The sequence below is a fragment of the Apibacter sp. B3919 genome (assembly GCF_026537405.1).
Taxonomy (GTDB): Bacteria; Bacteroidota; Bacteroidia; order Flavobacteriales; family Weeksellaceae; genus Apibacter.
The window spans coordinates 205,459-218,247 of the sequence record NZ_JAFNMG010000004.1 but is presented as its reverse complement, the minus strand read 5'-3'; the positions used below and the strand labels follow the sequence as shown (position 1 = coordinate 218,247).

The 12,789-nt window shown below is 29.6% G+C and carries 13 protein-coding genes; all 13 read right to left on the bottom strand.

What is annotated here, in order from left to right; all coding sequences use genetic code 11:
- Window positions 1-33 precede the first annotated feature (33 nt).
- The 13 genes from tssD to J3U20_RS08110 all read right to left on the bottom strand — a co-directional run bounded on the left by tssD (window position 34) and on the right by J3U20_RS08110 (window position 12,750).
- Window positions 34-420 (bottom strand): type VI secretion system tube protein TssD, encoded by a 387-nt coding sequence (tssD, locus tag J3U20_RS08170; protein WP_160542630.1) that lies wholly within the window; start codon window positions 418-420, stop codon window positions 34-36.
- A 109-nt stretch (window positions 421-529) separates the two neighbouring features.
- The gene (gene tssO / locus J3U20_RS08165; RefSeq protein WP_160542631.1) at window positions 530-1,045 is read right to left on the bottom strand and encodes a type VI secretion system TssO; all 516 of its coding nucleotides are present in this window, start codon (window positions 1,043-1,045) and stop codon (window positions 530-532) included.
- Window positions 1,046-1,056: 11 nt separating this feature from the next.
- Entirely contained in the window at window positions 1,057-2,217 is a 1,161-nt protein-coding gene (locus tag J3U20_RS08160) for a hypothetical protein (RefSeq protein WP_160542632.1), read from the bottom strand.
- Between the two features lie 15 nt (window positions 2,218-2,232).
- Window positions 2,233-3,207 (bottom strand): TssN family type VI secretion system protein, encoded by a 975-nt coding sequence (locus J3U20_RS08155; protein ID WP_160542633.1) that lies wholly within the window; start codon window positions 3,205-3,207, stop codon window positions 2,233-2,235.
- On the bottom strand, window positions 3,204-4,151 hold the full coding sequence (locus tag J3U20_RS08150; RefSeq protein ID WP_160542634.1) for a type VI secretion system baseplate subunit TssG: 948 nt from the start codon (window positions 4,149-4,151) through the stop codon (window positions 3,204-3,206). The genes J3U20_RS08155 and J3U20_RS08150 overlap by 4 nt, the downstream gene beginning before the upstream one ends.
- Window positions 4,152-4,154: 3 nt before the next feature.
- The gene (locus J3U20_RS08145) at window positions 4,155-4,805 is read right to left on the bottom strand and encodes a C40 family peptidase (RefSeq protein WP_160542635.1); all 651 of its coding nucleotides are present in this window, start codon (window positions 4,803-4,805) and stop codon (window positions 4,155-4,157) included.
- Window positions 4,802-6,652, bottom strand: a complete 1,851-nt coding sequence (locus J3U20_RS08140; protein WP_160542636.1) for a type VI secretion system baseplate subunit TssF — start codon at window positions 6,650-6,652, stop codon at window positions 4,802-4,804. The genes J3U20_RS08145 and J3U20_RS08140 overlap by 4 nt, the downstream gene beginning before the upstream one ends.
- Before the next feature lie 3 nt (window positions 6,653-6,655).
- Window positions 6,656-7,090: a GPW/gp25 family protein gene (locus tag J3U20_RS08135; RefSeq protein WP_160542637.1), complete on the bottom strand. Its 435-nt coding sequence runs from the start codon at window positions 7,088-7,090 to the stop codon at window positions 6,656-6,658.
- A gap of 13 nt (window positions 7,091-7,103) precedes the next feature.
- Window positions 7,104-7,817: a hypothetical protein gene (locus J3U20_RS08130; protein ID WP_160542638.1), complete on the bottom strand. Its 714-nt coding sequence runs from the start codon at window positions 7,815-7,817 to the stop codon at window positions 7,104-7,106.
- Window positions 7,818-8,312 (bottom strand): hypothetical protein, encoded by a 495-nt coding sequence (locus J3U20_RS08125; protein WP_160542639.1) that lies wholly within the window; start codon window positions 8,310-8,312, stop codon window positions 7,818-7,820.
- Between the two features lie 147 nt (window positions 8,313-8,459).
- The gene (locus tag J3U20_RS08120) at window positions 8,460-9,833 is read right to left on the bottom strand and encodes a DUF5458 family protein (RefSeq protein WP_160542640.1); all 1,374 of its coding nucleotides are present in this window, start codon (window positions 9,831-9,833) and stop codon (window positions 8,460-8,462) included.
- Window positions 9,834-9,835: 2 nt separating this feature from the next.
- Window positions 9,836-10,282, bottom strand: a complete 447-nt coding sequence (locus J3U20_RS08115) for a hypothetical protein (RefSeq protein ID WP_160542641.1) — start codon at window positions 10,280-10,282, stop codon at window positions 9,836-9,838.
- Window positions 10,283-10,311: 29 nt separating this feature from the next.
- The gene (locus J3U20_RS08110; protein ID WP_160542642.1) at window positions 10,312-12,750 is read right to left on the bottom strand and encodes an ATP-dependent Clp protease ATP-binding subunit; all 2,439 of its coding nucleotides are present in this window, start codon (window positions 12,748-12,750) and stop codon (window positions 10,312-10,314) included.
- Window positions 12,751-12,789 lie beyond the last annotated feature (39 nt).

The window sequence follows — 12,789 nt, the reverse complement described above, 5'->3', positions numbered from 1 at the left end:
TTCATCTTACAGGTTATATTTAATGTAGGTTTTTTATACCCATTCATTAATATGTTCTCCTGTACCCATTTTAATAGTCTTAGCTGAAATAGTAAACGTTTCTGTTAACGGGTTGGTACCGGAAGCATCAAAATTTTCTCTGTACTTAACCACGTAACCATCTGTAAATGACAACTCTTTCAAAGTGGCATCAGAATCTCTTTTTACAAAGATTACCTTACCATCTTTTCTCTCGAAACTATTGGTCATCCATTCGAAGATATCAGATTCTCCTGTTGATTCAACAGTTACTTCAATTCTTCCACCTCTGGTTTGAGAAGATGGACGTCCGGTTGGATCTGTTTCTTGAGCTAGGGAATAATTAACATTTAAAATGTTGTACGTTTTTCCTGCTACTTCTAATTTAGATTTAAAAGACATAATAAAAAAATTTAATAATTAATATTTAATAAAATATATTTATGTCACAAATATAATTATATAGTATAACCTTATCTCAATATAATATGTTAAATTATTGTTAAAATATCTATTTGGTATTATACAACTGCCTACAAACTTCTAAATCTCTAGTTATAATTTGTATCTGTCTTCTATAAGTTTCCACCTTAGCAAGTAAAGTGTCTATTTCTGCCTTACTTTTACCATAGGTTTTTATGGTCTTTTTGGATTCGATAAGGGCTCGGCTGGTCAACAAAAAATTCTTATATAATAAACCTCTTCGTATACTGTCTTTACCCGGAATATTTTGTTCCATTTTTATGACCATATCAATGGCTTTCTGTTGATAATAATACATATCATGGTTGGGCATATCAATGGAATCTATATATTTTTTTAAAATTTCCATTTGATTTTCAAACTTTTCCTGATACCTAAATTCATTAATAATTGCAGTATTTTCTTTTCTGAGTTCATAATTTTCTCTCCAAGGCAACTGATAATTAAAGAATATTGATGTAACAATAATTATTACTGTTAATGTAAATAAAGATATAAAAAGTAGAAAAGCAATCCATCTATCTTTTTTATTTAATACTTCCATATTATAAATTTTTAATCGTCAAAAAATCTGCTTTTTTTTGTTTTTTCAATTGTATTATTTTCCAGCCTTTCTTTAATAAATATTCCGGTATCATTTCTTTTTCCGATGTAATCGAGTCTATTTAATGCGGCAAACAATTGATCTAGCGTTCGCATAAATATATTTACCTTTTTAATAGTTTTATCAATTTGTGAATGATTATAACCGGCATTAACCAGATCCGTAAACAGAACTTCAAAATCGCCTTGTGATAATCCACACCATTCTGCTAAATAATTCAACAATTCTTCCTTACCTGCACCGGATTTGGCATCAACAAAGTTTTTCATGATTCTGGCTAATCGAACAACTTTATCCAACATGTAAGCCGGTGTAGTATACAACCCAAGCCATCTTAAGGAATTGATTTCATTACCCAAATAGGTAATCACCAATTCCGAAAGTTTTAAAACCATAATAGCTAGTTCATTCGTTTGATTTTTCCTGTTAATTTTTTGAGCTATTTGAACTGCATATAATTCCAATTGCCCCATAAACTTATCAATTTGAGTATGTACATCAATCAACTCTTTATGACTGTTCGTTGAGGTACACGGAGGTATATAACCCGGTTGTAAATACGTATCCTCTTTAGTTACAACAATTTTACCTACTGTCAGTTGATAACCAATGTTTGAAGTTTGTTCTGATATTTGTCCCTCCTGAACTAAATGCAATTTATAAGTAGGAGTTAAATATGGATACCTAGGTGGATTTTCATCAGAATTTAAAACTCCAAAAGGTATTTGTTCAAACGGATTAACTACTATATTGGCTAGTAAAATGATTTCTTGTTCCTCATTTAAATTGTATACGGCTTCCGGATAAGGCATTTGTATATCTATAGAATTATTTAATGGGGTGATTTCGATACGGGCCCCATTAGGAGTGACTGCATGACATTCTTCAATTTTTACTCGTAATAATTTATGATTGTCTATAATCAAAGAAATTTTTATTGATTCCATGGTGTTGTGCACCGGTAAAAGACCATAGCTTATAGGGGTAACGTGACTTCCTATGGCATCACGCATCATATCAACAAAATTATCTTGCATGGCTATGAAGTGGGATTTGTTTATCTTCATCCCATCAATCCAATTAACTGGAAAATAATTTAATTTTTCTAACATAGCGAAGGATTTATTTTAAAAATTATCATTGTTTTTTTCATTTAGATTTTCAAATTCATCATTTTGATCATTGTCAAAATTATATTTCAATTCTTCTTCAGAATTAATTAATGGAGGTGTACGTTGGCATATGATGACACTATTCTCTTCTATTGAATTTACGTACAATGGATAATCAGGCTTAATAAATTTTGGTAAGCCTAAATATTTAGATTTTAAATAAAATACCCAATGTTGTTTTTCACCGTTTATATCAAGCAAATTAATAGTTGAATCAGGATTTCTTAAGTTATAATCATTTACAAAATGATAAAATAACCTTCCAAAATCCATACGTATCGGGGCTTTTGCTCTAAATTCGGTTCGTATATCAGAATTAGGATCTCTATGGAAAACAAAAGTAATGACTACCATATCTCTATATTCGCTGTCCGGTGGATCAGGATAGGCATGTTCTTCCGGAAATTGCCAAGTTTTATATATTTTAGGAGGAATTGAAATAGATGCTTGAAATGTTAAAAATATAGATGTCGGAATGATAAAAACTAATGATGAAAACATCATGTTATATACAAACGTATTACCTTTTACCAGTGTATACACGAATAGAAATGGTATAAGAATGTATATCACCATAGTTATACTAAAAAGTAATTCAATCCAGGGAGATTTAGAATCAAACTTATCAAAGTAATTTCTGTAGACGAAACAATGGATAATTCCTAGTATAAAAAAAACTACTTGATAAAAAATAAAAATGCTAAATATCTGATTGTTAAAAACTTCCGAAGAACCTATAAAAACCACTAATGCAGTTACTAAAACTAATATAATGGTGTATGCTATAAATTTGTTTTTATATTTTTGTTTGAAACCTTCTACTTTTGAGCTAAAAAAAATATAGACAATTATAGATACCGCCAATATTATCAATACTCCTGTTATAATTGAAGGATCTATTAAGTCCTTAAAATATGTTTTAAATTTCATATTCTCGATGTTATTCCTAAAATTGTATTTTCAGTTAAATTAAAAACTTCTGTTTCTTTTTCTAATAATATGGTTGTTTTTACATCTACTTCCATAGGTAGAAAATATTCATAAAATAATTCTATAAATTTTTTTAGTTTACCTTGATGAATATAATCTAAAAATGAGGTCTTTTGTAACGGTCCGATTTTAAATTCTAAGTATAATGAGTAATCCATATAGGCACTCCCTGAAATCATATCTAAACCAAGTCTGCAATTTCCCAGATTTATTTCTTCCTCTGAACTGGATTGTTCTTTATATCCTTGCTCTGCTATTTCCACTTCTTCTTCCAACAAATAGCTTAAGCAATGCACGGTCATATCAAGATTTCCAACAATTTTATGGAGATAAGGCAAGATTCTAATTAATTTAGAAACTAATACGGGAGGCAATTCTCGATCAATATGCCAAAAATCGTAAAAGAAATCCAGTGGTTTAGATCCATTAAGTTCCAATAAAATTTCTTTCTCAATATTTTCTCTTTCTATAGCTTTAAGAAAAAATTCATTTTCAAAAGGAAAGAAAAATTTCCTTGCATATTCTTCTTCTTTTTTATGAACTTTATATTCTTTGGTCATATCAGAGACCATTTTTTTTGGTTTATCGGCTCCCAGTTGGTGAGTTAATCCTTCAGGGAGAGTATCATAAATACCATCTCTAGATAAATTAACTTTCACATACTCTGTTATGTCATAATTGTAATTAACAACTTCCGCCCCTAAAACATCTTTCCTAAAAGGTCTTTTAAATTGTCCTTTGTGATCTACTAAAATGTTTTGTTCTTTATTGTCTAGTTGCTCGAGTATTTCTGAAATAATAACTTCGGCTTTTAGATCAAATTTCAAATTATTTATCCTATTTTTTATTTCTTCCGATAGGATATTTGTTTCTATAGCTTCCATCATTTATTCAGTTTCTTTATCAATAATTAGTCTTCCGGCACTAACATATCTAAGTTGAAAGTAATCTAAATTAAAATCACTTATTATTAAACCCTTACTCCTGGTACTTACTAATATTCTATTATTTCTTAAATATATTCCTATATCGCCAACCGGAATATCTTTTTGATATCTAAAAAAGAGGATATCTCCTTCTTTAAGAAAATTTCGTCCCGTAAAGAGATTTATTTCCGGAGAATTAAAGATTCCCAGTGGGGTGGAGGGTATTTTTCTCTTAAAAGTTAATTGATACAAAGCACTTGTAAATGCCCCTATGTTCAAACTATCAGTGGTAAAACCTTTAGTTGCATAAGGTGTTCCGATCCATTTATCTATAAAATCATAAAATTTATAATTGGTTAATTCCTCCGGCTTAATACCTAGGATTATTGAATATTTTTCTTTAAGATAAATTTGTCTATCTGTTAAATTTTTTTCATATTGTTGATCTAAGGTATCTAAGATAGGCAGGTAATTTGTTGTAATTCCTAATTTTAATTTTATATCATCTTCATTGTATTTGAACTTATAAGGTATTTCATTATAATACTTATTTTGACATGCATAGAACAAAAAAAACGTCAATACAGATAATGCAAGTATATTCTTTTTCATTTTATTAATAATCTATAAGGATAAATATTAGAGGAAACTTTATCTAATTTATAAAGCATGTTATCACATAAATATTGCCATTCAAAATCAGTGATTGTAGAATCCGGTGTTAAATTTCTTTCTAAAATTATATCTATGGTTCGGACAAATCCTTTATTTGTAGAAGTATCGATTTTGGTACCTTTTCTTATTTCGACCCCGGTAATAGTAAATTTAAAATGGTTTTGACAAAAAGTCTTTATATCAGCAAATGTTACTATTCTTCCTCGAGTTAAAAGAGCCTCTCTATATGAATCAATTTTACCTTTAGTATCCATCCTGGACTTACCTCCTACTGATGTATTAATCAGCATGATAGAATCTTGGTTGAAATCACTAGTTCCTATCCCGTCCAAATGAGTTCCTACTTTCATATCGTTGGCTTCCTCCCCATTAGTAACCCAATAACTTATAGTAAAGAAATCATTATCATTTTTTATAGCTGCAGATTTTGGACGAATAATAGCATAAGGAAAATTAGATTTTGTGAATTTCTTTTCTTTTATGTGCTGCTCCAATGTTGCAATCGATTTGTTGATCTCTTTAATCGTCCCATCAATAAAATCGCCACCAATTACGGTAAAGGAAGCACTTTCATCTTTTAACAATTCAATCAGATATTGAATCAATTCAGAAGCATTCCGTTCATCAAATCGAGTAACACCAGTATGTCTCAACGTGGCATCTCCTATATCTAAATTTCCTTCCGAAAATTCCTTAATATGATATTGATAACCTCTCGAATCATTTATACTTTCTAAATCTAAAAATATATCTTCAGAAGCTAAAGGTATATAATTAATAAAAGAACCAATGGTTTGATTTTGAGTAAGTAATCTTTTATTAATAACAGGAATCGCGTTAATGTAAAACATTACATTTTCAAAAGCATCATTAATAACAACTTCCGGAAATTGAATCTGAATCCAAATTACATTTTCTGCATCATTAATTTTAGTTACGTTGCTGCCGAATAAATCTACTAATTCATCCGGGACTTTAAATACTTCATCTTTGATAATAATATCTTGGGTAAAATGCAAAAATTTATCTGAATAAAAATTATTTACATCTGTATACAATTGATTGATTTTATTATAGTTTTTATTTACAACTGCATCAATATCAATTGTATAATTTTCAACATTAAATCCTTCTTTATAAGGTATTTCTTGATTGTTAATATAAAATTTGGCTTGTTTTAAATAATTATAAAAAATTTCCCTTTGAGATATATTCCTTACATCCGTAAAAAACATAAGCTTTTCCAGTTTATCAACACCATCCGGACAAGTTATTCCTAACCATAATGATCCCGGTTTCATAAATCTTGATTCTTTTGCAATAGGATCTTTGTGAATAGTTCTTTTTAAAGAATATAATGAATTGCCAAAAGCGATATAGTCTAATTTAGCTTTTGTTAAAATAAAGGGTAAAGTTGTTCCAAAATATATATCTTTAACAATAGGTTGTAATGGGTCATAAATATTTTGTATTGTTTTTTTACATCTAAATTGATGTTCCAAGGATATGGTAAAATTATTTTCAATAGGCTCTAAATGAAGAATTGACCTGGCAGGTATAATTCCGGTATTAATCTCAGGAGACATTATCTCCAATAATCTTTCAATAATACGTGATCTGGAATTATTTAATTCAGCAGATATTTTTTCTAATTCTGATGCGCAAGCCTCTAATAGCAGAGCAACTATAGGGTCAAAGGATGTTTCTAGTTCACTATCCGTATAACCCCATGTTTGGGCAGCTCTTCTAAGAATTCTGTCTTTTATTTTTTCTTGAGTATCCATTTTCTAATTTTGTGAAAGAGGTCCAATAAAAAAATATCCATGAAAATTAAAGGGTCTATTTGTTTTCTTAATCAGTCCATCTATTTTCATCGTTACTTTTTTCTTTAATCGTATTGAATTATTATAAGAAGGATTCTGACCTACACCAATCGCAACATCAACTTCTAATAAATTTAATCTACTCTCATTCATCATTATAGCTTCTTTAATATCATTTTTAAATTTGTCTCTTAAACTATTAGTGTCTGATAATAAATCAAAATCCATCTCCCAAATTTTACATCCTAACATTTCATTGAATTTACATTCTCCAAAAGAAGAGGTTACAATTAAATTAATATATTTAGCTATTGATTGATCTAAATTTGTTTTTTCAACATCTTTTTTTTCAATAAGATGCTGAAAATTTATGGGAATATTATAATAAATTCCATACATATCAATTTCTTATTTATAAATAAATAATTTTGTTTATTTTACCTGATTTGTCTAATTCAAATTCTTTAATATTATTTAGACGCTTAATAAGGTGTATTTCAACTTTAGGAATAGTTTTTATAAATTTTTCTCTATAAGAAATATCTCCTATAAATTTTTGCCCTTGATGGTGATCCTCGATGTAAAAAAAATGTTCACAACTTGTTGAATTAATAAAGCTTTCAGGAGGCAATCCTGACACTAAAAGTGCTTTTTCATTGTTCCTATGTAGAGTATAATACAAATAATTATCTTTTTTTGTACGGTATTTGGAAACTTCAAATACTTCTTTAACGGATTTTAATGGCTCAAAAGCGACTACAGGTAACATATAAACTGTTTTTTTTAAAATATTTATTCCTAAAAATGAAAATCCACCTGTTTTGTTAATTTTTAATTCATTAAGCAATAAAGAGTCACGAGTTACTTCATAATAAGTTTTTTCTTCTGTTTTGTCATCAGTTACCATCATTTTATAGGTAGGTAACATGATTTTATGTAAGTTTTTGTCACTAAGATTAAATTCAATTTCATTGACTTTTTCATCAGTAATAACAATGGTAATAGTATGTTGTCGTATAGCGGAATCAAAATCGGACATCTTCTCCCTCTCACCTTTTCCGGAATACATAGGTGATCCGGGATTATCTGTTATAGATAATGATAAACCTAATTGAGGTAATGGCATTTATTTGAATTTAAAACGTTTACTTTTCAAGCATTGAAATTCATCCTTTATTCGTTCGGCCTCTGCTTTTTCTAAATGAAACTCATAATCCCTATCGAAAGTTATAATTTTAATACTGCTTATATCACTTCTAATTAGATTTTTAATATCTTTTCTCCTGATCTTACCTAATAAATATCCGTCACAGTTTGGTTTATAGCTATTTTTTATTCTATATCTATAACCGTTAATTGTAATAAATTCCATGACCTCATCTTTTTTGAGACAGGTATTAAATCTAAACAATTTCACAAATAATAGAGGTCGACTTCCTTTTCTCTTAATCGTTTGAAATACAGCAAAATCTTTTTTACTATTAAAAACTCTTTCATAATAAGGTTCGGCATAGATATAGGGTTTACCTCCTATTAAATCTACTTTCCTATTATTTAGTGTAAACAAGGCATTGCAATCAACTATTTTTGTTAGCAAAGTGTCTTCTTTTATTTTTTTCATTGGTAAACTTGACTGCCCATATGACATATTATATCCTAAGAATATACATCCGCTTATAAAAAATAATTTAAAGATTTTGCTTTTTATATTCATATTATAATTTTTAAAAAGAGAGGTAAAAAATTTTCCCTCTCTTGGTACTATCAATTATTTTTGTTCATATTCAGTATCCCAATCATTTCCTTCATCTCCTTTATGCCCATCCATTTTTATAAGAAAGTTCTTAGCCGGGAAATAAGGTTTTAAATGTATGTCTAAATAAATTCGATCTTTCTGTACTGCATCTTGTTCGAATCTTCTTACTTCAAAGTTTTCAATTAATTTATCCGGACCGGTAATACCATCTAAAAAGCGTACAATTTGATTCATAATTTCTTTACGTGTTTTTGCTGTAAAATTTTCAAATGCTCTACGATTTAAAAAATCCATTAATACCTTAGTAACGTAGTCAAATACTCTCACCACTGAATAAGTCTGAAGCCCTAAATTATCTCCATTAAATAGGGTTTTACCTGAGAAAGCCATTACTTTACCATATTCGTTAACCATTGGAATTAACCCCATATTCTCTAAATTAGCTATTTCGCTTTTTTTAAGATCGAATTTAACTCCTTCTATTTCATTAATTCCTCCGAACTTTTTACCTGCAGTAACTTGCGACATTAAAGTTCCGTATATTTTACCGGCTAATGCAGCGGATGGGGGTATGTATAGATCGTTTTCTTCTTGAATTTCATCAAATTTCCCTCTTCCAACTAACCAATTACATGTCATTAGTACATTGGAACGATAAATGTCTCCACCGGTAAGATATGCTTCATCAAACATCTCCATTACATCATCCGGTTCATCAAGGTGAGCAAAATCTGTTACCAACATTACTTTATTTTCATGAGCAATTTTTGCCCATTTTTCAACTACTTTATTACTACCTAAATAACCGGGTATAACTAATAACCCATAATTATTTTTTAAATCCAGTCGATCATAATTATCTACTAATTCTGTATGTATAGCATCTATAAATCGAGTGTTGTCTAAATCGGTTAATTGGTCTAATTCTGCATTAATTATTGAAACATTTTTTACCTTATCCTGATCTGTATTTTTATAAAATAAAGCTACGGTACGATAGGCCTTTTCTAGCTCCTCAGTCTCTCTTACTGCATTAGCTAAATTCTTTTGTAATGTTTTATCGGCAAGTTTACTCTTATCTTCACTAAGTGCCACCATATCTGTAAGACTGGTATTATTCTTCAATACATTAAGCCAAAGTTCTAAAGTTTTCTTAAGTGCATTGCGTTCATTTTTTTTATTGGAATCACCTAAAAATATTTGTCTTCTAGCCTTACGTTCCGGATTTAAATTTTGAACATTTTCTATAGAGGCTTCTAATAAATCAAATCCACCAAATTTGGCTAATTTATCTAAACCACTTTTAATATCAATTTTTTTATTAGCCTGTTCCGATACCGCAACATCTACCGGTTGGATTTGCGCTTTTACATTTTCTTTAGCCATAATTATTTTTGATTTAATTCGTTAATAAGCCCTTCTATACTATCCATTAAAGCTTCTCTGGCTTCCGGATCTTCAAGTGCTGCTTTTAAAATTTTATTGGTTTTAAGCTGTTTAATAATTTTTTGATATTGGTCTTTTTCAACCTGTAAATCAGTTAAAAACTTACTTTGAGCTGTAATCCCTTTTATTCCAAAATCCCCAAGATTTTTAAATTTTAGCTCTTCAAATTGGGTAACTCCATCTGCATCTTCAAAATTCACTTTTACTTCCGGTTTAAAGTGTTCGAAAACTTGCTCAACGGTTGTTAACCCTTCGATTATTTCAGGTCTGATAGGAGTTTGACCTGTTAATTTTTGAGCTATTAAAGTACGGTTTTGTGCAATTTCCAGTATTGCTTCATTTGCATCTAAAGGGACTTCGTTTCCTCCAATGCCATAATTTGATAACATATTATTTAAATTTTAATTAATAATTTATTTTAATTGATTATCCATTGTAATTTATCATCCAGCATATCTACAGTAACATTATTCCCTTCTTTAATTTCTCCGGAAATTATTTTTTTAGCCATAGGTCTTCGTAATGCTGAACGAATTATTCCTTTTAAAGGTCTTGCTCCATACGTTGCATTAAATCCGTTATCAACTAAAAAGGACTTAGCATTTTGCGACAAGTTTAAATCAATATTCAAATCTTTAACCAGATCTAATAATTCTTTTTTCAAGTGAATTTCAAATATTCCCATCGCATTATCTTTAGTTATAGGACTAAAAGGAATTATTTCGGTAAGTCTTCCTAAAAATTCCGGTCTAAAATTACCTGACATTATTTCCATTAATTGATTCGAAGAGGGCAAGCCTTTACCCGTATTAACAGAATCCACAATGAAATGTGCCCCGATGTTAGAGGTAAATAAGATTAAAGCATTGGAGAAATCTCCTTCTTTACCTAAGCGATCATGAAGTTTACCTTCATCCATAATTTGTAAAAAGACATCAAATACAGATGAATGTGCTTTTTCAATCTCATCAAATAATACTATGGAATAGGGTTTTTGTCTGATTTTATTAACCAATAATCCTCCTTCTTCATATCCTACATAACCCGGAGGAGCTCCATATAATAATGCAGCCGAATGTTCTTCTTTAAATTCCGACATATCAAAACGAATAATCGCCTGTTCATCCTGAAAAAGAAAATCTGCTAATGATTTTGCTAATTCTGTTTTCCCTGTTCCTGTAGGACCTAGAAAAAAGAAAGATCCTATCGGTTGTCCTGCTTTACTTAATCCTGAGCGAGATTCTAAAACTGCTTCTGTTATTACTTCAATGGCATAATTCTGTCCTACTACTCTTTTTTTAAGTATCTCATCCATATTTTGTAACCGATCTTTTTCATCTGAATGAAGCTTACCTAATGGAATTCCCGTTTTTTGCGCCACAACTGCTGCTAAATCAATCGGATCTATATGTTCTTTTTTGGATTGTGCTACTTGAGTTAATCTTTCTAATAAAGAATTTAAATATTCGTATAAAGAATCTTCAGATAATAATTCTATGTCATCCCTAATTAAATTTTCTTGGACCAATAAATATTGAGCTTTCTTTTTTAAATCTTCATAAAACCATTTTAATTCAAGTTTTTTATTACCCTCTCCTTCTTGTATTGTTATTAACTTATCTTGCAAAGCATCTTTTTCTTTTAGAAAAGAAATACCTGCTGTTTTAATTACAGACATGGTTCGATCCAATAAATTCAACGCTGATTCGGGTAAACTTTTTTCTTTTAAATATCTTTGAGAAAGTCTTACGGATTCTGTAATAGATTCATCAGTTACCTTAATGGTATGATGATTTAAATATGAAGGCAAAGCTGATTTTAAAATTCGAAATGCCTGTTCTTCATTAGGTTCTTCAACTTTTATCACCTCAAACATACTGGAAAGCCCTTCGTCTTTTTCAATTTTTTTAGTGTATTCATCAACCGTTGTAGTCACGATAAGTGTTAGTCCGCTATTTCCGGACAATTCACTTTTTAGAATACTGGAAATTCCAGAATTATCACTGTTTTTATCCAAAAGAACATGAATTCCATCAATAACAAGTATTGATTGAGGAAATGATTTTAATTCTTGCAATATCTTTTTTAAGCGATCTTCTATTTCACCTTTATATGATGCCCCTGCTATTAATGTCCCTAAATCTAATTCATAAACTTTAGTCTTTAATAATTCATCAGGTGCTTGTTTCTGAACAATTTGATTTACAAATCCTTCGATTAATACTGTTTTACCTACACCCGGATAGCCTTGCAAAAGAACATTAGGTTTAGAAAAACGACTTATAATTTCTACAATCTCCTTAATCTCTTTTTCTCTGGCCACAATTTGTTTAGGATTTTTTTTAGCTTTAGCTAACAGATCTTTGCAATATTTATATAAGTACTTTATAGAAGCATTTATACCATTGTTTTTTTCTGATATCCTTGTATTATTTTCATCACCAATATCGTTTAATAATTCGCCTCTAACAATAGGAAAACTTTTCATTTGATCGAAGCTGAAACCCACACCCGGAGTTGCCATTGCTGCCATTATACAATACAAGTCTACCTCTTCCCTACCTAGTATATCTCTTATTTCATCTGCTTCTTTTATAATTTTATCAATACTATCATCAGCTTCAGGCTTTATATTCCTGCTTGCTCGTGGAAAATCATCTATTCTAACATCTGCCCATTCCTCTATAAAAAAAACATCTTTTTTCATAGCTTCTAATTCTTTTAAAAGAGATAAATCTCTATGAAGAATTGCTTTAAGAAAATGTGGTGCGCCAAAATGTGCATTTTTCTTTTCCATTGCATATTTTCTAGCTATATTTAAAGCCGAGTATATTTCTTCAGTAAATGTCGCTTCCATAATAAGTATAAAGTGAATATTTTATATTTAAAATCATTT

Coding starts and splice junctions, on each gene's coding strand:
- tssD (WP_160542630.1), bottom strand. CDS start 420: ATGTCTTTTAAATCTAAATTAGAAGTAGCAGGAAAAACGTACAACATT.
- tssO (WP_160542631.1), bottom strand. CDS start 1,045: ATGGAAGTATTAAATAAAAAAGATAGATGGATTGCTTTTCTACTTTTT.
- J3U20_RS08160 (WP_160542632.1), bottom strand. CDS start 2,217: ATGTTAGAAAAATTAAATTATTTTCCAGTTAATTGGATTGATGGGATG.
- J3U20_RS08155 (WP_160542633.1), bottom strand. CDS start 3,207: ATGAAATTTAAAACATATTTTAAGGACTTAATAGATCCTTCAATTATA.
- J3U20_RS08150 (WP_160542634.1), bottom strand. CDS start 4,151: ATGGAAGCTATAGAAACAAATATCCTATCGGAAGAAATAAAAAATAGG.
- J3U20_RS08145 (WP_160542635.1), bottom strand. CDS start 4,805: ATGAAAAAGAATATACTTGCATTATCTGTATTGACGTTTTTTTTGTTC.
- J3U20_RS08140 (WP_160542636.1), bottom strand. CDS start 6,652: ATGGATACTCAAGAAAAAATAAAAGACAGAATTCTTAGAAGAGCTGCC.
- J3U20_RS08135 (WP_160542637.1), bottom strand. CDS start 7,090: ATGTATGGAATTTATTATAATATTCCCATAAATTTTCAGCATCTTATT.
- J3U20_RS08130 (WP_160542638.1), bottom strand. CDS start 7,817: ATGCCATTACCTCAATTAGGTTTATCATTATCTATAACAGATAATCCC.
- J3U20_RS08125 (WP_160542639.1), bottom strand. CDS start 8,312: ATGAAAAAAATAAAAGAAGACACTTTGCTAACAAAAATAGTTGATTGC.
- J3U20_RS08120 (WP_160542640.1), bottom strand. CDS start 9,833: ATGGCTAAAGAAAATGTAAAAGCGCAAATCCAACCGGTAGATGTTGCG.
- J3U20_RS08115 (WP_160542641.1), bottom strand. CDS start 10,282: ATGTTATCAAATTATGGCATTGGAGGAAACGAAGTCCCTTTAGATGCA.
- J3U20_RS08110 (WP_160542642.1), bottom strand. CDS start 12,750: ATGGAAGCGACATTTACTGAAGAAATATACTCGGCTTTAAATATAGCT.